At 72.2% G+C, this 22,706-nt stretch carries 23 protein-coding genes and 2 tRNA genes; 11 read left to right on the top strand and 14 right to left on the bottom strand.

Annotation, left to right across the window (positions count from 1 at the left end):
- Positions 1-46: 46 nt before the first annotated feature.
- The 6 genes from ehuB to ACGFZN_RS26340 all read left to right on the top strand — a co-directional run bounded on the left by ehuB (position 47) and on the right by ACGFZN_RS26340 (position 4,236).
- A complete protein-coding gene (gene ehuB, locus ACGFZN_RS26315) occupies positions 47-964 on the top strand; it encodes an ectoine/hydroxyectoine ABC transporter substrate-binding protein EhuB (RefSeq protein WP_393860943.1) in 918 nt (305 codons plus the stop codon).
- Complete coding sequence (ehuC, locus tag ACGFZN_RS26320) at positions 961-1,680, top strand: ectoine/hydroxyectoine ABC transporter permease subunit EhuC (protein ID WP_393860944.1); 720 nt, start codon at positions 961-963, stop codon at positions 1,678-1,680. The genes ehuB and ehuC overlap by 4 nt, the downstream gene beginning before the upstream one ends.
- Positions 1,677-2,327: an ectoine/hydroxyectoine ABC transporter permease subunit EhuD gene (gene ehuD / locus ACGFZN_RS26325; RefSeq protein WP_393860945.1), complete on the top strand. Its 651-nt coding sequence runs from the start codon at positions 1,677-1,679 to the stop codon at positions 2,325-2,327. Before ehuC ends, ehuD begins: the two co-directional genes overlap by 4 nt.
- Entirely contained in the window at positions 2,317-3,099 is a 783-nt protein-coding gene (ehuA, locus tag ACGFZN_RS26330) for an ectoine/hydroxyectoine ABC transporter ATP-binding protein EhuA (RefSeq protein ID WP_393860946.1), read from the top strand. The genes ehuD and ehuA overlap by 11 nt, the downstream gene beginning before the upstream one ends.
- Positions 3,100-3,305: 206 nt before the next feature.
- Positions 3,306-4,064, top strand: a complete 759-nt coding sequence (locus tag ACGFZN_RS26335; RefSeq protein ID WP_393860947.1) for an IclR family transcriptional regulator — start codon at positions 3,306-3,308, stop codon at positions 4,062-4,064.
- Between the two features lie 98 nt (positions 4,065-4,162).
- Positions 4,163-4,236: transfer RNA gene (locus tag ACGFZN_RS26340), tRNA-Lys, on the top strand.
- Between the two features lie 138 nt (positions 4,237-4,374).
- On the opposite strand, the gene ACGFZN_RS26345 is transcribed toward ACGFZN_RS26340, so the two are convergent.
- From ACGFZN_RS26345 to ACGFZN_RS26360, 4 genes are all read right to left on the bottom strand, one after another.
- Positions 4,375-4,824 carry a DUF3592 domain-containing protein gene (locus tag ACGFZN_RS26345; protein ID WP_393860948.1) on the bottom strand — a complete coding sequence of 150 codons (450 nt, stop codon included), beginning with the start codon at positions 4,822-4,824 and terminating at the stop codon, positions 4,375-4,377.
- Between the two features lie 118 nt (positions 4,825-4,942).
- Complete coding sequence (locus ACGFZN_RS26350; RefSeq protein WP_393860949.1) at positions 4,943-5,554, bottom strand: lytic polysaccharide monooxygenase; 612 nt, start codon at positions 5,552-5,554, stop codon at positions 4,943-4,945.
- Between the two features lie 137 nt (positions 5,555-5,691).
- Entirely contained in the window at positions 5,692-6,825 is a 1,134-nt protein-coding gene (locus ACGFZN_RS26355) for an SPFH domain-containing protein (protein WP_393860950.1), read from the bottom strand.
- Positions 6,826-6,930: 105 nt separating this feature from the next.
- Positions 6,931-8,031: a peptidoglycan-binding protein gene (locus ACGFZN_RS26360; RefSeq protein WP_393860951.1), complete on the bottom strand. Its 1,101-nt coding sequence runs from the start codon at positions 8,029-8,031 to the stop codon at positions 6,931-6,933.
- Between the two features lie 187 nt (positions 8,032-8,218).
- Between ACGFZN_RS26360 and ACGFZN_RS26365 the strand changes: the two genes are divergently transcribed.
- From ACGFZN_RS26365 to ACGFZN_RS26380, 4 genes are all read left to right on the top strand, one after another.
- Positions 8,219-8,292 (top strand) — tRNA-Lys (locus tag ACGFZN_RS26365).
- A gap of 163 nt (positions 8,293-8,455) precedes the next feature.
- On the top strand, positions 8,456-9,205 hold the full coding sequence (locus ACGFZN_RS26370; RefSeq protein WP_393860952.1) for a FadR/GntR family transcriptional regulator: 750 nt from the start codon (positions 8,456-8,458) through the stop codon (positions 9,203-9,205).
- 309 nt (positions 9,206-9,514) lie between these two features.
- Positions 9,515-11,476 (top strand): glycosyltransferase family 2 protein, encoded by a 1,962-nt coding sequence (locus ACGFZN_RS26375; protein ID WP_393860953.1) that lies wholly within the window; start codon positions 9,515-9,517, stop codon positions 11,474-11,476.
- Positions 11,473-13,407 (top strand): galactose oxidase-like domain-containing protein, encoded by a 1,935-nt coding sequence (locus tag ACGFZN_RS26380; protein ID WP_393860954.1) that lies wholly within the window; start codon positions 11,473-11,475, stop codon positions 13,405-13,407. Before ACGFZN_RS26375 ends, ACGFZN_RS26380 begins: the two co-directional genes overlap by 4 nt.
- A gap of 3 nt (positions 13,408-13,410) precedes the next feature.
- Here the strand turns inward: ACGFZN_RS26380 and ACGFZN_RS26385 are convergent, their stop codons facing one another.
- The 9 genes from ACGFZN_RS26385 to ACGFZN_RS26425 form a co-directional block, all read right to left on the bottom strand.
- The gene (locus tag ACGFZN_RS26385; protein WP_393860955.1) at positions 13,411-14,433 is read right to left on the bottom strand and encodes a glycoside hydrolase family 6 protein; all 1,023 of its coding nucleotides are present in this window, start codon (positions 14,431-14,433) and stop codon (positions 13,411-13,413) included.
- 112 nt (positions 14,434-14,545) lie between these two features.
- Positions 14,546-15,202 carry a class F sortase gene (locus tag ACGFZN_RS26390; RefSeq protein WP_393860956.1) on the bottom strand — a complete coding sequence of 219 codons (657 nt, stop codon included), beginning with the start codon at positions 15,200-15,202 and terminating at the stop codon, positions 14,546-14,548.
- A gap of 9 nt (positions 15,203-15,211) precedes the next feature.
- Positions 15,212-15,772 (bottom strand): hypothetical protein, encoded by a 561-nt coding sequence (locus tag ACGFZN_RS26395; RefSeq protein ID WP_393860957.1) that lies wholly within the window; start codon positions 15,770-15,772, stop codon positions 15,212-15,214.
- A 106-nt stretch (positions 15,773-15,878) separates the two neighbouring features.
- The gene (locus tag ACGFZN_RS26400; protein WP_393860958.1) at positions 15,879-16,661 is read right to left on the bottom strand and encodes an HAD-IIA family hydrolase; all 783 of its coding nucleotides are present in this window, start codon (positions 16,659-16,661) and stop codon (positions 15,879-15,881) included.
- 133 nt (positions 16,662-16,794) lie between these two features.
- The gene (locus tag ACGFZN_RS26405; RefSeq protein WP_393860959.1) at positions 16,795-17,502 is read right to left on the bottom strand and encodes a phosphonatase-like hydrolase; all 708 of its coding nucleotides are present in this window, start codon (positions 17,500-17,502) and stop codon (positions 16,795-16,797) included.
- Between the two features lie 8 nt (positions 17,503-17,510).
- Entirely contained in the window at positions 17,511-18,635 is a 1,125-nt protein-coding gene (locus ACGFZN_RS26410; RefSeq protein WP_393860960.1) for a TIGR03364 family FAD-dependent oxidoreductase, read from the bottom strand.
- 132 nt (positions 18,636-18,767) lie between these two features.
- Positions 18,768-19,523, bottom strand: coding sequence for a GntR family transcriptional regulator (locus ACGFZN_RS26415; RefSeq protein WP_393860961.1), 756 nt, complete (start codon positions 19,521-19,523; stop codon positions 18,768-18,770).
- A gap of 47 nt (positions 19,524-19,570) precedes the next feature.
- Positions 19,571-20,458, bottom strand: a complete 888-nt coding sequence (locus ACGFZN_RS26420; RefSeq protein WP_393860962.1) for a hypothetical protein — start codon at positions 20,456-20,458, stop codon at positions 19,571-19,573.
- A gap of 113 nt (positions 20,459-20,571) precedes the next feature.
- Positions 20,572-20,943: a hypothetical protein gene (locus ACGFZN_RS26425; protein ID WP_393860963.1), complete on the bottom strand. Its 372-nt coding sequence runs from the start codon at positions 20,941-20,943 to the stop codon at positions 20,572-20,574.
- A gap of 114 nt (positions 20,944-21,057) precedes the next feature.
- Between ACGFZN_RS26425 and ACGFZN_RS26430 the strand changes: the two genes are divergently transcribed.
- Entirely contained in the window at positions 21,058-21,471 is a 414-nt protein-coding gene (locus ACGFZN_RS26430) for a VOC family protein (RefSeq protein ID WP_393860964.1), read from the top strand.
- Positions 21,472-21,494: 23 nt separating this feature from the next.
- On the opposite strand, the gene ACGFZN_RS26435 is transcribed toward ACGFZN_RS26430, so the two are convergent.
- Positions 21,495-22,673 (bottom strand): ROK family protein, encoded by a 1,179-nt coding sequence (locus ACGFZN_RS26435; RefSeq protein WP_393860965.1) that lies wholly within the window; start codon positions 22,671-22,673, stop codon positions 21,495-21,497.
- Positions 22,674-22,706: the final 33 nt, after the last annotated feature.

The raw sequence follows: 22,706 nt of genomic DNA on the forward strand, positions 1-22,706 counted from the left end.
AAAACCAGGGTGCATACGACGAGTGCGCTTGGGTAGCCGCGCCGCCATGGCTCCACCAACTGGGAACGATGTACACACATTCAGGTCCAGACCTGGACACACCCGGCGCTCGCTGCTCGGTGGTCTCGCCGCTCTCGGGGTGCTCGGCGCGGCGGGCTGCTCCCGGGTGGCCGAGGCGTCCGGCACCGAGGGCGGCGACCTGCTGGAACGGCTCCGTGCGCAGGGCGTCGTACGGCTCGGGATCGCCGGCGAGGTGCCGTTCGGGTACATCGACAAGGACGGTCACCTCACCGGTGAGGCGCCCGAGCTGGCCAAGGTGATCTTCAAGCGGCTCGGGGTGGACCGGGTTCAGCCCGTGCCCACCGAGTTCGGCTCGCTGATACCCGGGCTCAACTCCCAGCAGTTCGACGTCGTGGCGGCCGGGATGTACGTCAACCCGGAGCGCTGCCAGCAGGTGATCTTCGCCGACCCCGATTACCAGATGCTGGATTCGTTCGTCGTCCGCAAGGGGAACACGATGGGGTTGCACTCCTACCAGGACGTCGTGGCGAAGAAGGCGAAGTTCGCCACCGGCACCGGGTACGCCGAGATCCAGTACGCGGTCGACGCCGGGTACCGGCAGAGCGACATCCTGATCGTCCCCGACCAGGTCGCCGGGCTGAACGCCGTCGAGGCCGGACGCGTCGACGTGTTCGCGGGGACGGCGGTGACCGTCCGCGAGGTGGTGAAGAAGTCGGCCAAGGCGGAGGCCACCAAGCCGTTCGCGCCGCTGGTCAAGGGCAAACCGCACGTCGACGGCGGCGCGTTCGCGTTCCGGCCGACCGAGACGAGGCTGCGGGACGCCTTCAACGTGGAGCTGCACAAGCTGAAGAAGAGCGGCGAGCTGGCCCGCATCCTCAGGCCGTTCGGCTTCACCGAGGCGGAGATGACCGACCTCACCGCGAAGGAGCTGTGCGGCGGATGACCCCGGGACTGTGGGAACTCGTACTCAAGGGCGTCTGGACCACCGTCCAGCTGCTGGTGCTGAGCGCGCTGCTGGCCGCCGCGGTGTCCTTCGCCGTCGGCATCGCCCGCACCCACCGGCTGTGGATCGTGCGCTTCCTCGCCGGCTTCTACACCGAGGTGTTCCGCGGCACCTCGGCGCTGGTGATGATCTTCTGGGTGTTCTTCGTGCTGCCGGTCGCCTTCGGCTGGCAGCTGGTGCCGCTGTGGGCGGGCACGCTGGCGCTCGGCCTGACCTACGGCGCGTACGGCTCGGAGATCGTGCGCGGCGCGCTGCAGTCGGTGGACCCGGCGCAGCAGGAGGGCGGTATCGCGCTCAGCTTCTCGCCGGCCCAGCGGATGCGGCTGATCCTGCTGCCGCAGGCGGTGCCGGAGATGATCCCGCCCTTCTGCAACCTGCTGGTCGAGCTGCTCAAGGGCACCGCGCTGGTGTCGGTGATGGGCATGGGCGACCTGACGTTCAGCGCGAACCTGGTCCGGCTGGCCCTCCAGCAGAGCGCGGAGATCTACACGTACGTGCTGCTGATCTACTTCGTGATCGCCTTCCTGATCACCCGGCTGATGCGCGGCCTGGAGAAGCGGCTGAAGGCCGGCGTCGGCAAGAGCGCGGGCACCGAGTCCGCGGCCCGTGAGCTGAAGCGGGCGCAGACGACCGGGGTAGGGGGGCGCGTCGCATGAAGTGGGACTGGAACGCCGTGAGCGGCTTCATGCCGCACTTCTGGGACGGGCTGCTGGTCACCCTCCAGGCCCTGGCCCTCGGTTCGCTGCTCTCCTTCAGCCTGGGCCTGGTGTGGACGCTGCTGATGCGGACGCCGACCCGCTGGGTGCGCTGGCCGGTCGGGGTGCTCACGGAGTTCGTGCGCAACACCCCGCTGCTGGTGCAGCTGTTCTTCCTGTTCTACGTGCTGCCCGAGTGGGGCGTGACCTTCTCCGCGCTGACCACCGGCGTCTTCGCGATCGGCCTGCACTACTCGACGTACACCATGCAGGTCTACCGGGCCGGCATCGAGGCGGTCCCGGCAGGCCAGTGGGAGGCGGCGACCGCGCTGAACCTGCCCCGGCGCCGGACCTGGACCGCGGTGATCCTGCCGCAGGCGATCCGCCGGGTGGTGCCGGCCCTCGGCAACTACGTGATCTCCATGCTGAAGGACACGCCGATGCTGATGACGATCACCGTGCTGGAGATGCTCGGCCAGGCCCGGCTCTACTCGCAGGCGCACTTCCAGTTCACCGAGCCGGTCACCGTGATCGGAGCCGCCTTCATCCTCATCTCCTACCTGGCCTCCCTTCTCCTGCGAGCCCTGGAGCGTCGCCTTGTCCGTTGAGACCCGTCCGCAGCCCTCCCTGACCGACGCCGGGCCGGCCGAGCTGGTCCGCCTGGAGAACGTCACCAAGCGGTTCGGCGCGAACACCGTGCTGGACCGGCTGGACTTCTCCGTCGACGCCGGGAAGCACGTCACCCTGATCGGCCCCTCGGGGTCCGGCAAGACCACGATCCTCAGACTCCTGATGACCCTCACCAAACCGGACGAGGGCACGATCACCGTCGACGGCGAGCGGCTGTTCCCGGCGCCGGAGAAGCAGGTCCGGGAGGTCCGCAAGAAGATCGGCATGGTCTTCCAGCAGTTCAACCTGTTCCCGAACATGAGCGTGCTGCGGAACATCACCGAGGCGCCGGTGCAGGTCCTCGGCATGTCCAGGGACGAGGCCGAGGAGCGGGCCCGGGAGCTGCTGGAGCTGGTGGGGCTGAGCGACAAGTGCGACGCGAAGCCGACCCGGCTGTCCGGCGGACAGCAGCAGCGGGTGGCGATCGCCCGCGCCCTGGCGATGCGGCCGCAGGTGCTGCTGCTGGACGAGGTGACCTCCGCGCTCGACCCCGAGCTGGTCGCGGGCGTGCTCGACCTGCTCAGGGACATCGCGCGCAGCACCGACATCACGATGCTGTGCGTGACCCACGAGATGGGTTTCGCCCGGGACATCTCGGACCAGGTGCTGATGTTCGACGGCGGCCGGGTGATCGAGTCCGGCTCCCCGGACAAGATCTTCAACGAGCCGGAGCAGGAGCGGACCCGGGAGTTCCTCAGCGCGGTGCTGTGACGGCGGCCCGCGGACCGGGAAGAAGCCGAGGTCCGACTCCTGGGTCAGGACTATGGCATATGCCAGAGGATCTGCGTCCCAGTTGGGAGGGGAGCGGCGGGCGAAACAAACCCGCCAACCCCCTCTCCCGGCACCGGGTTTGCCCTTATCGTGGGACCGCAGGACCGACCCTACGGCCCGGTAAGCGAGCGCAGGGGGAGACCACCGTGGCACTGATGCACGAGCCGACCGCCCCGTACCACTCCGCCCAGGACGCGCTGCGCGTGCTGGAGATCGTCGCCCGCCGCTCCACCGGTGTCACCGACGCCGAACTGGCCCGCCGCACCGGCCTGCGCCCCGAGCGGCTGACCGGCCTCCTGCGCATGCTGCGCCGGGAGGGCTATGTGGAGCAGATCACCGGCGGGGCGTACGTCACCGGGGACACCCTGCGCCGGCTCACCTCCGCGCACGACCGGGAGCGGGCCGTGCGCGAGAAGCTCCAGCACACCCTGGACCGGCTGCGCGACTCGGTCGGCGCGGCCGTCTACATGAGCCGGTACGTCGACGGCGAGGTCAGGGTCACCCAGTACGCGGCCGGCCCCGCCACCCCGGCGGTCAACGAGTGGGTCGACTTCCGCACCGCGGCGCACGCCACGGCGGTCGGCAAGAGCCTGCTCACCCAGCTCGACCACAACGCCCGCCGCGACCACCTCTCCCGGCACAAGATGGCCCGGCTCACCTCGCGCACCATCACCAGCGACAAGCTGCTGCTGTCCCGCCTGGAGTCCCAGCCGCCGACGGTCCCGGTCCTGGACCTGCAGGAATACGCGATCGGCACGGTCTGCGCCGCGGTCCCGATCACGGCCGGCTCCTCGGTGGGCTGTCTGGCGCTGTCGCTGCCCGTGGAGCACGCGCACCGGCTGAGGCAGGCGGCGGACACGCTCAACCGCAGCGCCGCCCCGGTGCTGCTGTCCCTCACGATCTAGACCCGGCCCGGGGTGGTCACGAGCACCCCCCGGGACCAGGTAGTATTTTCTTCGTCGCCAGCCGCGGGAGCCAGAAGTCTGCGGAGGGCGGGAGTCATGCGCCGCTAGCTCAGTTGGTTAGAGCAGCTGACTCTTAATCAGCGGGTCCGGGGTTCGAGTCCCTGGCGGCGCACGATGACGATGGCGAGGCATGTCCGCAAAGAGCGCGGACCTGCCTCGCCATCTCTGTTTCTGCGCGGCTTCGCCGCGCGTCGTGGGGGCTTCGCCACCCACACCCCCATGGCCGGTGAACCGGTGCCGGGAGCCCGGCCTACTCCGTGAACATCATGTGGGCGGTCACCAGGAAGACGACGCAGAACATGATGGCCACGCCGAGGAAGGCCACCCCGCAGCCGGTGCCGGCGGCGAGCCGGGCACGGGCCGGCGGCAGCGCGGTGGCCCGCTCCGGCCGCTCGGGCAGGTAGCGCACGGTGACGAAGTCACCCTCCAGGACAGTGGCGGGCCCGTTCTTCTCCTCGAACCGGACGGTGCGGCCGTCGTGGGTGGTGAACTCGTGGACGTGGTGCACGGTCGTGTGCACCGAGGTGTCCCCGCGGCCCCCACTGGTCGTGGTGAACATCCGCAGGCACCGGCCCTCGGCGGTCAGCCCGCGGGACCAGGTCCGGTTGATCCGCCAGGCGCGGCGCAGCAGCCCGGCCAGGGCCGCCGAGAAGCCCGCGATCATGAGGGTGGGCACGGCGTAGAAGAGCAACTCGAACATGAGGTCCCCCGAGGTCCGGTACGCCGTACCGCTCGGCCGGCGTGCGGGGAACGTACCCGGCGGCGGGGGCGGCGGCCCTCAAGGGAACCTCAGTTTCCGTGCTGTGACAGGACGGCCCTCAGAAGGTGACGTCCGAGCAGGCGTAGAACGCGTTGCCCGTGTCGGCGATCGTCCACACCGCGAGGATGACGTGGTGCCCGCTCAGCCCGGTCGGCAGGGTGCCGCTGTGGCTGAGGGTGGCCGGCGGGCGCTGGCCGTTGTACGGGACCGTCAGGAACGGGGTGAGGTTGAGATCCGAGCGGGACAGGGGGTGGTTCTGGTTCCAGCCCTGCTTGGTGACGTAGTACTTGAAGTCCGTCGTGGCGTGCATGGCGGTGAACTGCCAGCGGAAGGTGTACGTCTGGCCGCCCGTCACCCTGGTGGTGGGCCACGCCCCGCCGGAGGGGGTGGTCGGCGAGCTGAGCTGGGCGAACCGGCTCAGGCCGCCGTTGCATATCTGGCCGTCGGCGGGCCCCGCGGCCGGGAAGCCCTTGGGGCCCTCGACGCTCTGCGGCTCGTACTGGATGTCGCCGCAGCCCGTCACCGTGCCGTTGGCGCAGAGTTTCTGCCTGCTGATGGGGAGGTCGGTGTAGCCGTGCCCGCTGGCGCCGCCGGTGGAGAGCGCGAACGCTCCGGCGGTCACCACGCCCAGCACGACCGCGGACAGCTTGGTCTTGGTCCTGGTGTGCATTCTGCCGCTCCTGAGAACGTGGGGAGTTCGATGAGCTGTGCAGGTACGTAGGTCTAGACCAAGTGTCAGGTTATTGCCGCTAGTTGAACATGTCCATACCAATCACACGGCTGTCCGCGACGGCCCTCCCCCACCGCTCACGCCGGCTCCCCGCGCCCCGAGCAGAACGCGACCGTCAGGTCCCGCACCAGCGCCTTGCGCTCGTAGTCGTCGAGTTCGACCAGACCGCGCGCGGAGAGCCGGGTCACCGTGTCCTCCACCGCGTCCACCACCGCGCTGAGCATGCCGGCCCGCTGCCGGGCGTCCAGCCGGGCGATCCGGCCCCGCCGCATCGCGGCCGCGACCTCCGGGGCGTACTCCGCCCGCACCGGCTGCACCGAGAACACCTCCAGGCCGGCCGGCGCCGCGTCCTGCGCCACCAGCCCGGTCAGCGCGTCCCCCGCCGCCGTCACCCCGTCCTCGCCCGCCGGCTCCACCGGCACCCGGGCCAGCGCCGCCTCCACGCACGCCCGCAGATAGGCCTCGTGGTCGCCGACGCCGAGCAGGGCCCGCGCGGTGTCCCGCACCCGCCACACCACCAGCACCACCACCCGCAGCGGGATCCCCTCGGGATCCGCCGCCGGCATCGCCTCGCTGCGCCAGTGCCGCAGCCGCACATCGGCCGGACGCCGCTGCAGCAGCGGGTTCACCCAGAACAGCCCGGTGCGCCGTACCGTCCCCCGGTAGCCGCCGAACAGGCCGAGCACCCAGGCCCGCCCGTCCCGGCCCCGGCCCAGTCCGCCGAAGCCGATCATCGCGATGATCCAGGCCCCGGCGTACGCCGCCCACTGCGCCGCGCCGAGCCCCGCGCGCGGGGACACGGGCAGCCGGAGCGCGTGCACGACGCCCGGCGGCAGCACCCCGGCCCACCACGAGGTCGCCAGGCCGGCGGCGATCCCGGCCACCCCGGCCAGCATCCCGACCGCCCCGGGCAGCACCGGCGCCGGGCGTTCCACCAGCTTCGGGTCGGGCTGCGGCAGCGGCCGGCGGCGCACCGGCTCGGGGCCCTCCGCGCGCGGCTGCTCACCGGTGCCCTGCCGGGCGGGCACCACGGCGGCCGGCAGCGGGGGCGCCGCCGGCTTCACCGGGTCGGGGCCGTCGCGGTAGAGCAGATGGACCGGGATGTCGGTGGTGTCGTGGTGGATCAGCCGGGCGTTGCGCCCGCCCTCGTCCACGGCCTCCTCCGGGTGCCCCTCGGATTCGGGCGGTGTGTGGGACGTGGTCGTCGTCATGAGTGCCTCCAGCCTCCGCGCCAGATGCGCCGTGCGATGGGAAAGGGATGTAGCGGATGTAGCCGTGAACGGTCGTAGGAACAGGGGGTGTGACGAGCGGGGCGGTCAGCGGCCGGCCGTCCGGTCGGGGGCCGCCCCCAGGAAGAGCCGGCGCCAGGTCTCCGGGCCCGGGTGGCCGTCCGCGGCGCCGCCCCGCCAGCCCTGGGTGCGCTGGAAGGCCTCCACCGCGCGCCGGTCCGCGTCGCCCCAGCGCGGTCCGGGACCGGTGGGGTAGAACCCGCCGAAGCCCTTCTCCACCAGGCGCCGGCCCAGTTGCTCGACGGAGGCGTTCTCCGCGCCCGGACGGAAGTGGTGCCGGCCGGGATAACCGGGCACGCCGTGCGAGGCGGGCGCCCCCTGGGCGGCGTACCCGGTGAGCCGGTCGAGGTCCGGCATGCCGGGGACCGCCGCGTCCGGCAGCGCGTCCTTGCCCGTGTCGGCGGTCAGGCCCTTGTAGCGGTAGGGGACGTACTTGTCGGTGTTGCTCCAGTAGGGATAGGGGGTCGGCTGGCTGCGGGCGTGCGGGGGCGTCTGCTCGTAGACCGTGTAGGTGGTGTGGGCGTCGTCCGTCCAGCCGCCGAAGATCACCACGTGGGAGCCTTTCTCGGGGTCGTCCGGGTTGTGGTAGAGCAGGATGTCGCCGGGCCCCAGCTCCTCCTTGGTGATCTTCACGCCGAACCCGCCGAGGCTGCCCGTCCACTCGTTGCCCGGCAGCCCCCAGGCCATGGAGACATAGCCCGAGCAGTCCTGCCGGTAGCCGTCGGTCCAGTACTTGTCCATGCTGTACGGCACCTTGGCGGCCACCCAGGTCTTGGCCCGCTCGATGATCTTGGCCCGGGTGGTGGCCGGGATCGGGGCGGTGCCGGGCCCCGCCGGTGTGCCCTTGGGGCCGTGCAGCGGGCCCCTGGCGCCCTGGGGCGTCGCGGGGCCGCCGTCGCCGGGGGCGTGCGCGCGCTGACCGGCGGGGTGTCCGACGGGTGCCGCGACGGCCGGGGCGACCGCGCCGAGGACCGCGGACGCGGCGGCCACCGCGACGATTCCGCAGGCCGCGGCGGGACCGCCGAGGCGACCCGCCGACGGGCGGTGACGTGCCCGCCGGCCCTCGGCGCAGCCGGGGCAGTCACAGTCGGCGGCGGGGTGGAACTCCTCGAACACCGGAGCCGTCATGCGATCTGCCTCACATTCGGTGGTGGTTTGTCCGCGAGTGTGCACGTTGATCAGTCTGCTAACTGGCCAGCGGACCGCCACTTTGACGGTCCGAATGATGTACACGGGGCCTTCGCGCCACCGCCCGGTCACCCGGGGGTGGTCATCGGCACCCCCTGAGGTCGGGTAGAGTTCTCCACGTCAGCAGGCGCCGCTAGCTCAGTTGGTTAGAGCAGCTGACTCTTAATCAGCGGGTCCGGGGTTCGAGTCCCTGGCGGCGCACGATGACGATGGCGAGGCATGTCCGCAAAAAGCGCGGACCTGCCTCGCCATCTCTGTTTCTGCGCGGCTTCGCCGCGCGCTGTGGGGGCTTCGCCACCCACACCCCCCCGAGCCGCGGTGAACGGCTATCGAGAAGCCGAACCGGGCCGGATACGCTCTCGCCATGGCAGCCCGGGACCTGCAGGAACGGATCAAGAAGCTGATCGTCGACCGGCGGCTGCCCTCGGGCGCCCCGCTGCCGACCGAGCCCGAGCTGATGGAGTACCTCGGCGCGAGCCGGAACTCCGTGCGCGAGGCCCTGAAGGCGCTCCAGGCGATGGGGATCGTGGAGATCCGGCACGGCTTCGGGACGTACGTGGGCTCGATGTCGTTCGCACCGATGATCGAGGGCCTGGCCTTCCGCACGGTCGCGGGACACTACCGGGGCGAGGACTCGCTGCTGCAGCTGCTGGAGCTGCGCGAGGCCGTGGAGACCGGGCTGGTCTCGCGGCTGGCCGGGCGGCTGCCCGCGGCGGACCTCGTCGAACTGGACGCCCTCGTGGACCGCATGGAACAGCAGGCCGCACAGGGGGCTGGCCTCGCCGAGACCGACCGCGCCTTCCACGCCACCCTCTACCGGGGGCTGGACAACGTGCTGCTGAGCGAGGTGCTGGAGGCGTTCTGGGACGCCTTCCACCGGGTGCAGCGGGATCTGGTGGACGTGCCGCAGGACCCCGGGGTCACCTGCCGGCAGCACCGGGAGATCCTGGACGCGGTCCGGTCCGGCGACTCGTTGCGGGCGGAGAAGGCCATAAGGGACCACTTCGGCAACATCCGTGTCCGCCTCTCCACCACCGGCACACCCCGAACGCCCGGAACCACCGGCGCGTCCGAGCCTCCCGAGCCCCATGCGCGCCACAATGAACGGGTTTAGGCCGTAAACACCGCGTTTCGCGTCTTGCGATCATGCGGAGCACCGTAGAACCCTGGATGTCCAAGCTGCCGCCCTTTGGCGGCAGTTGGGGGGGAAACGGTGGCGAGACGGCGGGGAGGGGGCCCCGCTCCTGATGCGACGCCGAGGGGGGCGTCGCGCCACCGGAAGGCCGCCGCCGCCTGTCTTCGAGGTGGGCAGGACGGGGACCGCGGACACCACTGACTCCGCCGCGCGGGCGCGAGGGGAAGCCGGCCGGGCGGAAAGGAACCGAGGCGACACGCGGTGACCTGCGTGTGGGGGGAATGACTCATGACGTCGACGCCGACCGGCGCCGGACACAGCCACGTGCACGACGACTCGTCACAGACCACGCAGCTGAGGGTGAGCGGCCACCGGACGGGCCAGTTGCGCCGGATCAGGAAGACCCTGCCGAGATACGACTACGAGCACTACAGCCGGCTCGCCGGCCCTCTCACCCAGCCCGACCCGGACAGGCCGTACCGGGTGCGGTACCGGTCGCTGCTCTCCCAGGAGCCGCACCGGGTCCGTGCCGCGCTCATGCTGGGCGCGGCCCCCCTGCTCTCCCTGGTCCTGCTGTTCTGGCTGCTCCGGCCCGAGCACTGGACCGCACGCGACCATCCCGCCTACGGATTCCTGCCGGCCCTCGACGTCGTCATGCTCGTCTCGATCGGCCTGATCGAGTCCTTCCGCTGCATGAACGTGCTGTCGAACGCGCACGCCACACTCGTCGCCCGCGACCCGGTGCCGGTGGTACCGGAGACCGGCACCAGGGTCGCCTTCCTCACCACCTACGTGCCCGGCAAGGAACCGCTGGAGATGGTGACGAGGACCCTCCAGGCGGCGGTGAGGCTGCGCCACCGGGGCCTTGTGCACGTGTGGCTGCTGGACGAGGGCGACGACCCGGCCGTCAAGGAGGTCTGCGCCCGGCTCGGCGTGCACCACTTCACCCGCAGGGGAGTGGAGAAGTGGAACCGGCCCAAAGGGCCGCACCGGGCGAAGACCAAGCACGGCAACTACAACGCCTGGCTGGAGGCGCACGGCGACGACTACGACTTCTTCGCCTCCGTCGACACCGACCACGTGCCGCTGCCCAACTACCTGGAGCGGATGCTCGGCTACTTCCGCGACCCGGACGTCGGCTTCGTCATCGGCCCGCAGGTCTACGGCAACTACGACACCTTCGTCACCAAGGCCGCGGAGTCCCAGCAGTTCCTCTTCCACGCCCTGATCCAGCGCGCCGGCAACCGCTACGGCGCCCCGATGTTCGTCGGCACCTCCAACGCCGTACGCATCAGGGCCATCCGGCAGATCGGCGGCCTGTACGACTCCATCACCGAGGACATGGCGACGGGCTTCGAGATGCACCGCGCCCAGAACCCGGCGACGGGACGGAAGTGGAAGTCGGTCTACACCCCGGACGTGCTCGCCGTCGGCGAGGGCCCGGCCGCCTGGACCGACTTCTTCACCCAGCAGCTGCGCTGGTCCCGCGGCACCTACGAGACGATCCTCAAGCAGTACTGGAAGGGCCTGTTCACCCTGGGGCCGGGCAGGCTCTTCAACTACACGATGATGATCCTCTTCTACCCGATGTCCGCGCTCAACTGGATCCTCGCGGCGCTGAGCTGCGCCCTCTTCCTGGGCCTCGGCGCCTCGGGCGTGAACATCGACCCGACCGTGTGGCTGATGCTGTACGGCAACGCCTCCGCCCTCCAGATCGGCCTGTACGTCTGGAACCGGCGGCACAACGTCTCCCCGCACGAGCCGGAGGGGTCCGGCGGTGTCGCGGGCATGGTGATGTCGGCGCTGTCCGCGCCGATCTACGCACGCTCCCTGATGGACGCCGTACTGCGCCGCAGGAGCACGTTCGTGGTGACCCCCAAGGGCGGGTCCGCGAGCCCCGACACGCTGTTCGGGACGTTCCGGGTGCACTGGTTCTTCATCCTGGTCTTCGGCGGCTCGCTCGCCGCCGGATGCGCGCTCGGGCACTCCCACCCCGCGGTGATCACCTGGGCTTCGCTGGCCCTGCTGATCACCGCCTCCCCGATCCTGGCCTGGCGGTACACGCTGCGGCGGGAACGCGGGCGGCCCACGCCGGCGCCCGAACCGCAGGACGCGGTGCCCGCGGCGTACGCGGCCCATCCGCCGCTCCAGCGGCCCGCCTGGGCGGCCGGCACGGACGGGGAGCGGGCCGCGGAGAACGAGCAGACCATGCAGATCGCGCTGGGCGGACCGGGGGGACGCAAGGAATGAGGGACCAGTCCGGCCGCCGACGCGTCCGCAGGCTCGCGATCGGTACGGCGGTGGTGCTCGCGCTGGCAGGGATGAACGGGCCGTGGGTCTATCGCTTCGGCACCGCGCAGTACCACGAGTACAAGATCAACAGACCCGAGTACAAGGCCGCGAACGGCCACTGGGACATCATCGAGTTCCCGCCGCAGTACCGCCAGGACACCATCCACGCGGCGCTGCTGCACACCGGCAAGGTGCTGCTCGTCGCGGGCTCGGGCAACAACCAGGGAAACTTCGCCAGGAAGAGGTTCGACACCCGGATCTGGGACCCGGTCAAGGGCACGGTCAAGAAGGTCCCCACGCCCAACGACCTGTTCTGCACCGGCCACACCCAGCTCGCCGACGGCAGGCTGCTCATCGCGGGCGGCACCAAGCGGTACGAGAAGCTCAAGGGCGACGTCAAGAAGGCCGGCGGCGTCATGATCCTCTACAACGAGAACCCGGACAAGCCGATCACCCTGCCCGCGGGCACCAGGTTCACCGGGAAGAAGAACGGCAGGACGTTCCTCTCCCAGGACCCGGTGCTGGTCCCGCGCGCCACGAAGGTCTTCGACAAGGCCGGCAAGTGGCTGCGGAACAACCCCGGTTACGGCCGGGTCTACGTCGAGGCGCCGAAGGAGGGCGCCGCGTACGAGACCGGCACCCAGGACAACTACCGCATCCAGGGCCTCACCGGCGCCGACGCGCGCAACACGTACGGGATCGCGCAGAAACTCGCCCTCGACAAGAAGGACTTCGAGGGGATCAAGGACGCCTACGAGTTCGACCCGGTCGCCGAGCGGTACATCAAGGTCGACCCGATGAACGAGGCCCGCTGGTACCCGACGCTCACCACGCTGTCCGACGGGAAGATCCTCAGCGTCTCCGGCCTCGACGACATCGGCCAGCTGGTGCCGGGCAAGAACGAGGTCTTCGACCCCAGCACCAGGAAGTGGACCTACACGAAGACGGTCCGGCAGTTCCCGACGTATCCGGCGCTGTTCCTGACGCAGAACGGCGAGATCTTCTACTCGGGTTCGAACGCCGGGTACGGCCCCGACAACGTCGGCCGCGACCCCGGCATCTGGGACGTCGGCACCAACAAGTTCACCAAGCTGCCCGGGCTGAGCGATCCGGACATGATGGAGACCTCCGGGACCGTGCTGCTGCCTCCGGCTCAGGACGAGAGGTTCATGGTGATCGGCGGCGGAGGCGTCGGCGAGTCGAAGCTGTCCAGCAGGAAGACCCGGCTGATCGACCTGAAGGCGAAGAACCCGCGCTTCGTGGACGGGCCCGAGCTGGAGAAGGGCACCCGGTACCCGCAGTCCTCCATCCTGCCCGACGACACCGTGCTGGTCTCCGGCGGCTCCGAGGACTACCGGGGGCGCGGTGACTCGGACATCCTCCAGGCGCGGATCTACCACCCGGACAGCAACAGCTTCACCCGGGTCGCCGATCCGCTGGTGGGCCGGAACTACCACTCCGGGTCGATCCTGCTGCCGGACGGGCGGGTGATGTTCTTCGGGTCCGACCCGCTGTACGGCGACAAGGCGAACACCGAGCCGGGGAAGTTCGAGCAGCGGATCGAGATCTACACCCCGCCGTACCTCTACCGGGGGTCCCGGCCGTCGCTCGGCGGAGGCCCTCAGACGATCGCCCGCGGCGCCTCGGGGACGTTCACGTCGGATCACGCGGCCAGTGTCAAGAAGGTGCGGCTGATCCGGCCCAGCGCGTCGACGCATGTCACGGACGTGGACCAGCGGTCGATCGCGCTGGACTTCAGGACGTCCGGGAACAGGATCACGGTGACGGTCCCGAAGAACCGGAACCTGGTCACCTCCGGCTGGTACATGCTGTTCGTGGACGACGACCAGGGGACGCCGAGCAAGGCGCGGTGGGTTCGGGTGCCGTGAGGCTCATGTGCTGTTCTCGGCCAGGGCGAGTGCGTAACTCGCCCACCACTCTCCCGCCTTGGGCCCTCCCTTGCAGGTACCGTCCGACTCCCCCGGGCGTTTGATCCACAGGTAGGCGTCCACCAGGGGGTCGGCCGTCTTCGTCGTGGGGGTCTCGCCGAGGGCCCGGCCCGGCGGGTTGCACCAGCGCTGGGCGGGATCGCCCTGGGTGTAGGGGCCGTTGCCGTTCCTGCTGGTGTCGATGACGAAGTGCTTGCCGCCCACCTTCGCCGAGAGCTGCCTGCCGTAGGCGATGGAGTCCCGGGTGGAGTAGAAGTTGGAGACGTTGACGGAGAAGCCGTCGGCCTGGTCGATGCCGGCCTGCTTCAGGGGCTGGAAGATCTGGTCGGGGTGGCCCCAGCCCGCGTTGCCCGCGTCCAGGTAGACCCTGGTGTTCCTCAGGGACTTCAGCCGGGTGATCGCGCCCTTGAGCAGGTCGTAGCGCTCCTCGTGGAACCGGTCGGGGGTGCAGCCGTCCACGAGGTGCAGGACGGCGTCGGGCTCCAGGATCACGATGGCGGAGCGGTCCTGGATGCCGCGGGCGACGGCGTCGATCCAGGCGCGGTAGGCGTTGCCGTCGGCCGCTCCGCCCCGGGAGTACTGGCCGCAGTCGCGGTGCGGGATGTCGTAGAGGACGAGCAGGGCCGTGCGGTCGGACTTCTCGGCGGCCTCGGTGAAGCCGCGGGCCTCCTGCTCCGGGTTCTCCGGGCCGATCCACTCCCCCACCGGCTGCTCGGCGATCTTCCGGATCTGCGCGGCCTCGGTCTTCTTGCCGGCCTTCTCGTAGGCGGCGAGCCGGCGGGCCGCGGTGCCGTCCGGGTTGACCCAGAACGGGTCGGCGGCCTTGGGCTGCTGGGTGATCGGGCCCCCCGGGCCCCCGTGGCCGTCCCCGCCTCCGGATGAGCATCCGGCGAGCAGCAGTGCCGCTCCCAGCAGCACCGCCGCCGACGCCCGCGCGGACGCACGGGCCCCCCTGCTGTCGTCCATGCGATTCCCCCCTGGGCGCACCGGTCCGGGCGTCCAATCGTGGCATATCCGGCGCCTCGTCACGAGGTCGCGCGGGGGCGCGGCGGGGTGTGCGGGGCGGGGGGTACGGCGGTCAGCCGGTGCTTCCGGTGAGGTAGGCGGAGACCACGACGTTGGCCGTGTAGCGGTGGGCGGCGCGGTCGAAGGGGCCGCCGCAGGTGATGAGGCGGAGTTCGGCGCGGCCGGGGTGGTGGGGGGCGTAGGCCTGCCGGGCGTCGAAGCCGGCGCGGGGCAGGACGCGGACGTCGTCGACGGTGAACCGGGCGACCTTGCCGTCCGAGCGGACCACGCGGACGGTGTCGCCGGGCTTGAGGGTACTGAGCTTGTAGAAGACCGCGGGCCGGGTCTCGGTGTCGACGTGCCCGACCAGGAGCGCCGCGCCGGAGGCGCCGGGCTTGGTGCCGGCGCCGTACCAGCCGACCACGCCCGGCTGGTCGTAGGGGGGCGGGTCGATGGCGCCCTGGGCGTCCAGGCCGCGGCTCACCACGGGTGCCTGCACGCGCAGCTGGGGGATGTCGAGGCGCTGGGGCAGGGCGTCGCCGAGCGGCCGGGCCGGGCCGGGCAGCCGGGGTGCGGCGGCGAACAGGCCGCCGGTGGCGGGGCCGTCCTCGGTGTGCGGTACGCCGGTCACCCCGCGTCCCCACAGCCAGAGCCCGAACAGCAGCACCGCCCAGGTCAGGCCGGTGGCGAGCCGCCCGGTGCCGGTGGTGTGGCCGCGGTCGTCGGTCATGGGCGGCGGTCAGCGCGGGCCGCGGCCGGCGCGGGCGCGCAGCGCGACGGCGAGGGCCGCGAGGGCGGCGAGGGCCAGGCCGGTCACCGTCTGGACGGTGTCGGGGCCGGACTCGGTGGTGGCGACGGTCGCGAAGTGCGCGGTGCCGCCGCCGCCCGCGGGGACGGGGGCGACGGGCGAGGGGGCGCCGGTGGGCTCGCGTCCCGGCAGCGTGGCCGGCCCGGCGCCCGGGCCCGTGGCCCGGCCGGTGACCGTGAGGCGTCCGGTGATCACGTAGTCGGCGCAGGTCACCCTGATGTCGTAGGCGCCCGGTGTCAGGGCCGAGCGGACGCGGGTCTCGCCGGACAGGGCGTCCCGGGCGCCGGTCAGCAGGGCGTCGGAGACGAAGGCGTCCGAGACGGCGGTGCCCTGGGACCCGGGGCAGCCGTGGACCCGTACCGAGACGTCGGTGCCGGGCGCCGGGGAGGCGGGGGTCACGGAGACCGAGCCGGCGTCGGCGGCCTGGGCCGCCGGGCCGAACGCGGCGGCGGCCAGGATTCCTGTACAGACAGTGAGGCGTAGTGAGCCCATCGTGAACCTCCAGTTACCAGGAGGCTCCCCCGCCCCGGGCGCCCCCGCATCCTCGGGGGGCGCCAGATTGCTCCGAACGGGTGGATCGGGCTTTCGTCGCCGCAGGTCAGAGGACGAGGTCGACCAGGTCCGCGATGGAGTCGACGACCTGGGAGGGCCGGAAGGGATAGCGGTCGACCTGATCCGGCTGGGTGACGCCGGACAGCACGAGGAAGGTGCGCATCCCGGCCTCCAGGCCCGCGAGGACGTCGGTGTCCATGCGGTCGCCGATCATGGCGGAGGTCTCGGAGTGGGCGCCGATGGCGTTGAGCCCGGCCCGCATCATCAGCGGGTTGGGCTTGCCGACGAAGTACGGCTTCTTGCCGGTCGCGGCGGTGATCAGAGCGGCGACCGAGCCGGTGGCGGGCAGGTCGCCCTCGGTGGAGGGGCCGACGTTGTCCGGGTTGGTGGCGATGAACCGGGCGCCGGCGTTGATCAGCCGCACCGCCTTGGTCAGGGCCTCGAAGGAGTAGGTGCGGGTCTCGCCCAGGATCACGAAGTCGGGGTCGTGGTCGGTGAGGATGTAGCCGATGTCGTGCAGTGCCGTGGTCAGGCCGGCCTCGCCGATGACGTAGGCGGTGCCGCCGGGCCGCTGGTCGTCCAGGAACTGGGCGGTGGCCAGCGCCGAGGTCCAGATGTTCTCCACCGGCACCTCCAGGCCCATCCGGTTCAGCCGGGCGTGCAGGTCGCGGGCGGTGTAGATGGAGTTGTTGGTCAGCACGAGGAAGGGCCGCCCGGACTCCCGCAGCTTCTTCAGGAAGGCGTCGGCCCCGGGGATCGGGACGCCCTCGTGGATCAGGACACCGTCCATGTCGGTGAGCCACGACTCGATCGGCTTGCGGTCTGCCATGTGTGCGTCTCCTGGCGTGCGTACGGTCAAGAAAGGCGGGGGCGCCGGAACCACGGCGTACCGACGCCCCCAGCCTAATCAGCGCGGCCTGATCCTGACCCCGGCCTTTCGCCGGCCGGCGGCTGAGGGCCCGTCAGCGCCTCGAAGAGGCCGGACCCAGCAGCGCGGGCAGGCCGGCGACGGAGTCGAGGACGTGCGTGGCGCCGGCGGTGCGGAACTGCTCGTCGCCGTGGGCGCCGGTGCGCACCCCGGCGACCAGCCCGGCCCCGGCGCGCACACCGCTGAGCACGTCGTAGGAGGTGTCCCCGACGACGGCGACCTGACGGACGTCGTCGGCGGCCCGCGTGCGCAGGAACGCCGTCAGGACCATGTCCGGGTACGGCCGCCCGCGCCCGCCGGCGTCGGCGGGGCACAGGGTGAGCGGGACGAGGTCCCGCCAGCCGAGGGCGTCCAGCAGGGCGTCCTGGGTGACCCGGGAGAAGCCGGTGGTCAGCACGACGGTGCGGCCGCTGCCGGCCAGTTCCTCGACGGCCTCGCGGGCGCCGGGCACGGGGGCGACCAGACCGGCGTCGACCAGCTCGCCGTACGCCTTCTCGAAGGCGGTGTTGGCGCGCCGGGCGCGTTCCTCGTCGCCGAACAGGTGCCGGAAGACGGAGATCTTGGACTCGCCCATGGTGGCGCGGACGTACGCGAGGTGCTCGGCGTGCCGGGCCGAGCCGGGCTCGACGCCCAGTTCACGGGCCGCCGCCTCGAAGGCGCGCTCGACCAGGCCGCCGTCGGCGACGGTCGTGCCGGCCATGTCCAGGACGACGAGTCGGATGTCGGGGGTGACGGGTGTCATGGGATCGCTCACCAGCCCAGTTCGTTCGCGGTGGTCTCGGCTATGGCGGGGGCGCAGGTCATGCCGCGCCCGCCGGGCCCCGTGACCAGCCACACCCCCTCGCTCACCTGCCGGCGGTGCACCACCCGGCCGGGCTCGGTGCACTGTGCGTACACGCCCGCCCAGCGGCGCCGGATGCGCGGCAGCGGCCGGCCGAGCAGGGACTCCACGACGCCGGTGAGGTGCTCGTAGGGCTCCTCGACGGTGTCGAAGGCGAAGGGGTGCTCGTACTCGTGGGTGTCGCCGATGGTCAGTCCGCCGTCGGCGCGCTGCACCATGAGCAGCTGCATCCGGTGCGCGGCGGCGGTCTCCGGCTGCGGCTGCCGGGCGTTGAGCTCGTCCAGCGCAGGGGAGGCGTAGGCCGGGTAGTAGCGGAAGCTGTCGGCGTCGGCGACGGACGTCGGCAGCGGCTCGCCGAGCGGGTCGGTCTGCATCATCTGCAGCCGCACCCGGCGCACGGGCAGGTCCGGTCCGGCGAGTTCGCGGACGAGTCCGCCGAGCCAGGCGCCGGTGCACAGCACGACCGCGTCGGCCCGGTGCACGTCGCCGTGGTCGTCCCGGACGGTTCCGGGTCCGGTGACCTCGCGGACCTCGCGGCCGGGCAGGAAGGTGTAGTCCGGGGACTTGGACAGCTCGGCGCGCAGGGCCAGCTGGGCGGTGCGGGGCTCGACGGCCGCGTCCCGCTCGCAGTGCAGGGCGGCGGTGAAGTCGCCCCGCAGGGCGGGGTTGAGGGCGCGGGCCTCGCCGGGACCGAGCAGCTTGTAGCCGCGGTCGGCGGCGTCCGCGCGGGCCACGGCGGCCTCGGCGACGGCGAGTTCCAGGGGACCGCGTACGGGGGTCAGGGAGCCGTTCGCCCGGAAGCCCAGCGCCGGTATCCGCGCGCCGATCTCCTCCCACAGTTCCCGCGCCCGCAGCGCGGCTCGAAGCTCTTCTCCGCCCGCGCGGCCGCTCACCCAGATCTGCCCGAAGTTGCGCAGCGAGGCGCCGCGCGCCTCGGCCTCGCGCTCGATCTGGACGACCTGGTGGCCGCGCCGCACTGCCTGCCAGGCGTGCATGGTGCCCACCACGCCTGCTCCGACGACTGTCACTTTCACGACGTCAACGCTCCTGGTGATCGGGTAACCGGAGACATCCGGCGGTCAACGAGAGCGTGAACGACCCATCGGATTTGGACTAGACCCGTTATCTTTTCGTGACATTCAGAAGGGTGGGTCCGGGGCTTTTTGTCAGCCTTTGAGGTGTGCCGTGAAGGAGAACCGGTCGCCCCGGTACAGCGAGCGCACACGCTCCAGCGGGCGGCCCTCGGTGTCCCTGGAGACGCGGTGGATCAGCAGCATCGGCAGGGCGGGCGGGGTGCCGATGAGCAGGGCCTCGCGGGGCGTGGCCAGCACGGTCTCGATCCGCTCATCGGCATCGCCGAAGGCGATGCCCTGGGCGGCGAGATAGCCGTAGAAGGAGGAGTCGGGGTCGAAGCCGGCGTCCAGCCGGGGCACCCGCGCCACGGCCACGTACGTGCTCTCCAGGCCCACCCGCTCGTCGTCGGCGAGCAGCACGCGCTCCAGGTGCCAGACGGGCTCGCCCCGGGTGAGCCCGGTCTCGGCGGCGAGGGCGTCGGGGCAGGGGAAGCGGTCCAGGGTGACGAGCGTGCGGCCGGGTGTACGGCCCTGCCGCCGCACGCCCTCGGTGTAGCTGGCGAGGGACAGCGGCTGGGCGAGCTTGGGCCCGGCGACCACGGTCCCGCGCCCCTTGCGCCGCAGCCGCCCCTCCAGCACCAGCTCCCGCACGGCCTGCCGCACCGTCTCCCGGGCGACGTCGTACCGCTCGGCGAGGTCCCGCTCGGTGGGGATGACGCTGTCCTCGCCCAGCTCCTCCAGCAGGGCGGCGATCCGCGCCTTCACCGCGTAGTACTTGGGGATGCGCCCGTGCTCGGGGATGCCGGAGCGGACGGGGGCGCCGGGGGCCTGGTCGTTCGGATAGTCCACGCAGGGATCGTCGCAGACGGCACGGGCGGCGTCGTACGCCACCCGGCTCAGCGGCGCCTGCGGGCCACGACCAGCGCCCCGCAGACCACGGCGAGGAACGCCGCGCCGGCCGCGAGCAGTCCGTGGGCGAGCCCCGGCCCGGTGTCCGCCAGCTCGCGGGCCCGCTGCGCGGCCTCGGCCGCGTCCGCGGCGAACGGAAGGGAGGGCCCGGGGCTGGAAGCGCCGGTACCGGTGCCGGGCGTGGCCCGCGGGCTCGCGGACGGCCGCGGGCCCGCGCTCTTCCCGGTCGCGTCCGGCTGCGGCGGCGGCTCCTCGCCGTACGGGCCGATCGCGAACCGGTAGGCGTTGGACTCGCCGACCCAGTCGCCGTCGTCGCCCCGGCGCTGGACCACGGCGGCGTTGACGGTGACCTGGTCGGAGGGGGTGTCGGAGGGAAGCGCGAGCCTGAGCTTGACGCTGACGGTCTTCCCGGGGGGCACGGCGAACCCCTGGAACCCGGCGCCGTCGAGCACGCCGACCAGCTCCTGCTCGTCGGTGCTCTCGAACGTCACCGGCAGCGGCCGCGCGCCGTCGTAGAACTCCAGCTGCGGCTGGTCGGGGCGGAGTTCGTGCTTGTCGTCGACGAGGACGACCACCGGGTGGATGCCGGTGCAGGTCTCGCCGGCGGTGTTGGTGAGGTCGAGGTACCAGGTGCCGAATCCGCCGCCCGCCTCGTAGGAGGGCGGGCCGCCCCGGATCCGGGCGGCCAGCGGGAAGGCCCGCGTGTCCGCGCCCGCGCAGGCGGGCGGCGGGGCGGCGGCCGCGGCGGCCGGCGCGGTGGTGACGACCACGACGACGGAGGCGGACGCGGCGGCCGCGGCGAGCCGGAGCGACGGGGGCAGGGACAGGGACCGCAGCGGGGGCTGGGACGGAGGCAGGGGCGGGGGCAGTCTCATGAACACATGAGACTGCCGGTCGGCCGGCGCGTCCGGGCCCGCCACTCCGGCGGGGGGCGGGAAGTCCGCTCGATCAGCGGGGTCGCAGCGAGCGGCGCGTGCCGGTGGAGCGGTCAGCCCGTGACGGTGACGTCCACCGTGACCACGGCGTCCGGATCCGAGGCGCAGGTCAGGTAGATGTGCTGGACGCCCGGGCGCGCGTTCCGCTCGACGCCGGCGACCCCGACCAGCACGCCCTTCTCGGTCGGCTGCAGCCGGGTGGTGCGGATGGGGGTGCGTTCCGAGGTGTGCGCGCCGGTCTGCTCGCCCTCGGCGCGGCCGCCCTTGGCGGGGTCACTGCATCCCCTGAGCGTGAGGGAGACGGTCTGGCCCGGCTTCACCTTCGCGGGACTGACGGTGCCGGCCGGGGAGGCGGCGGCGGTCCCGGCGAGGGCGACGACGCTGACGCCGACGAGGGTGGCGGTGGTGATGCGGGAGCAGCGCATGCTCACTCCTCACCGCGCCGAGAGGCGCTTGATGCGACGGATGCGCTTGATTCGCTCGATGCTCTTGGTTCCATTGTGAGCACAGGTACGGGTCCGTGTCGAAGGAGCGCTGGGATGAGGATCGAGTCGTCGCAGAAGATCACCACGTTTCTGATGTTCGAGGGCAACGCCGAGGCCGCGATGACCTTCTACGCGTCCCTCTTCGACGACGCCGGGATCGTCCGCATCACTCGCTACGGCGCCGGCGGGCCCGGCAAGGAGGGCAGCGTGCAGCACGCGACGTTCTCGCTCGCCGGCCAGCAGTTCATGTGCATCGACAGCCCCGCGCGGCACGAGTTCACCTTCACGCCGGCGATCTCGCTCTTCGTCCAGTGCGAGAACGAGGCCGAGATCGACCGCCTCTACGCCGCGCTCTCCGACCAGGGCACGGAACTGATGCCCCTGGGCGACTACGGCTTCAGCCCCAGGTTCGGCTGGGTCAACGACCGCTTCGGGGTGTCCTGGCAGCTGAACCTGCCGGGCGCGTGACCATGCCGTAGCAGCGGGCGCGTTCACGCCTCCCCCCTCCCGAACACCGGCGCCAGCAGCAGTTGCGCCGCGCCCTCCGCCACCACCCGCTCCCCCCGCGGAGCGCACCGCACCGGCACCGCCCCGCCCGTCGCCCCCTCCCGCCGGGCCCGGGCGTCGAGGACCTCCGCGACCCCGCGCACGAACACCTCCGGTGCCCCGGCGACGGTCCGCCCGCCCAGCAGCACCGCGTCGATGTCCAGCAGCCCGGCCAGGTTCGCCGCCCCCACGCCGAGCACCCGCGCCGCCCGGGCCGTCTCCCCGCGCCGTACGGCGTCCAGGCACAGCGCCTCCACGCAGCCCCGGTCCCCGCACTCGCACAGCGGCCCGTCGAGCTGGACCACCTGGTGCCCGAACTCCCCCGCCCCGGTCCGCGCCCCCCGGTGCACCCGCCCGCCGATCACCAGCCCGGCGCCGAGCCCCGTGCCGAGATGCAGATACGCGAAGGAACCGCCGGCACCCCCTTCGCCGCCCACCGACAGCCCGAGCGCCGCGGCGTTGGTGTCCTTGTCCACCACGACCGGCACCCCCAGCCGCTCCGCGAGCGCGTCGCGCAGCGGGAACCCGTCCCACTCGGGAAACCCGGTCACCCGGTGCAGCACCCCGCGCGCGTGATCGAGCGGCCCCGGCACCGCCACCCCCACCCCGAGCAGCGTCCCGGCGCCGGAGAGCCGCGCGCCGCCGCGGCCCAGGCTCTCCCGCACCACCGTCTCCACCGTGTCCGCGACCACCGCCGGCACGGCGTCCGCCCCGGCCCCGAGCCCCAGCCCGGCCCGCCGCTCGCCCACCACGGCCCCGTCGAGATCGACCAGCACCACCCGCAGCTCGTCGCGGTCCAGATGCACGCCCACCGCGTGCCCGGCCTCCGGCACCAGCCGCAGCACGGTGCGCGGCTTGCCCCCGGTCGAGGCCCGCCGCCCGGCCTGTGCCGCGAGGCCCTCCTCCCGCAGCCGGGCGGTGATCTTGCTGACGGCCTGCGGGGTCAGCCCGGTGCGCTCGGCCAGTTCCAGCCGGCTGATCCCCTCCGCCCCGGCGTCCCGCAGCAAGCCCAGCACCAGGGCGGTGTTGTGGCTGCGCACCGCCCCGAGATTCGCCCCCACAGCCCCGCCGCCGATCCCGGCGCCCGCGCCGGTGCCCGTACTCGCCCTGTTCACGCCACCCATTCTCCTCACCACTTGCACTTTGGCAACAGCGTT

Origin of the sequence: Streptomyces sp. NPDC048192 (assembly GCF_043202415.1) — a bacterium.
Lineage (GTDB): Bacteria > Actinomycetota > Actinomycetes > Streptomycetales > Streptomycetaceae > Streptomyces.

What these genes read in the sequence shown, in the direction of transcription:
- ehuD (WP_393860945.1), top strand. Translation starts at nt 1,677, where the DNA reads ATGAAGTGGGACTGGAACGCCGTGAGCGGCTTCATGCCGCACTTCTGG.
- ACGFZN_RS26385 (WP_393860955.1), bottom strand. Translation starts at nt 14,433, where the DNA reads ATGGACGACAGCAGGGGGGCCCGTGCGTCCGCGCGGGCGTCGGCGGCG.
- ACGFZN_RS26375 (WP_393860953.1), top strand. Translation starts at nt 9,515, where the DNA reads ATGACGTCGACGCCGACCGGCGCCGGACACAGCCACGTGCACGACGAC.
- ACGFZN_RS26360 (WP_393860951.1), bottom strand. Translation starts at nt 8,031, where the DNA reads ATGACGGCTCCGGTGTTCGAGGAGTTCCACCCCGCCGCCGACTGTGAC.
- ACGFZN_RS26345 (WP_393860948.1), bottom strand. Translation starts at nt 4,824, where the DNA reads ATGTTCGAGTTGCTCTTCTACGCCGTGCCCACCCTCATGATCGCGGGC.
- ACGFZN_RS26395 (WP_393860957.1), bottom strand. Translation starts at nt 15,772, where the DNA reads ATGGGCTCACTACGCCTCACTGTCTGTACAGGAATCCTGGCCGCCGCC.
- ACGFZN_RS26390 (WP_393860956.1), bottom strand. Translation starts at nt 15,202, where the DNA reads ATGACCGACGACCGCGGCCACACCACCGGCACCGGGCGGCTCGCCACC.
- ACGFZN_RS26405 (WP_393860959.1), bottom strand. Translation starts at nt 17,502, where the DNA reads ATGACACCCGTCACCCCCGACATCCGACTCGTCGTCCTGGACATGGCC.
- ACGFZN_RS26430 (WP_393860964.1), top strand. Translation starts at nt 21,058, where the DNA reads ATGAGGATCGAGTCGTCGCAGAAGATCACCACGTTTCTGATGTTCGAG.
- ACGFZN_RS26370 (WP_393860952.1), top strand. Translation starts at nt 8,456, where the DNA reads ATGGCAGCCCGGGACCTGCAGGAACGGATCAAGAAGCTGATCGTCGAC.
- ACGFZN_RS26355 (WP_393860950.1), bottom strand. Translation starts at nt 6,825, where the DNA reads ATGACGACGACCACGTCCCACACACCGCCCGAATCCGAGGGGCACCCG.
- ehuC (WP_393860944.1), top strand. Translation starts at nt 961, where the DNA reads ATGACCCCGGGACTGTGGGAACTCGTACTCAAGGGCGTCTGGACCACC.
- ehuB (WP_393860943.1), top strand. Translation starts at nt 47, where the DNA reads ATGGCTCCACCAACTGGGAACGATGTACACACATTCAGGTCCAGACCT.
- ACGFZN_RS26380 (WP_393860954.1), top strand. Translation starts at nt 11,473, where the DNA reads ATGAGGGACCAGTCCGGCCGCCGACGCGTCCGCAGGCTCGCGATCGGT.
- ACGFZN_RS26350 (WP_393860949.1), bottom strand. Translation starts at nt 5,554, where the DNA reads ATGCACACCAGGACCAAGACCAAGCTGTCCGCGGTCGTGCTGGGCGTG.
- ACGFZN_RS26420 (WP_393860962.1), bottom strand. Translation starts at nt 20,458, where the DNA reads ATGAGACTGCCCCCGCCCCTGCCTCCGTCCCAGCCCCCGCTGCGGTCC.
- ACGFZN_RS26425 (WP_393860963.1), bottom strand. Translation starts at nt 20,943, where the DNA reads ATGCGCTGCTCCCGCATCACCACCGCCACCCTCGTCGGCGTCAGCGTC.
- ACGFZN_RS26400 (WP_393860958.1), bottom strand. Translation starts at nt 16,661, where the DNA reads ATGGCAGACCGCAAGCCGATCGAGTCGTGGCTCACCGACATGGACGGT.
- ACGFZN_RS26435 (WP_393860965.1), bottom strand. Translation starts at nt 22,673, where the DNA reads ATGGGTGGCGTGAACAGGGCGAGTACGGGCACCGGCGCGGGCGCCGGG.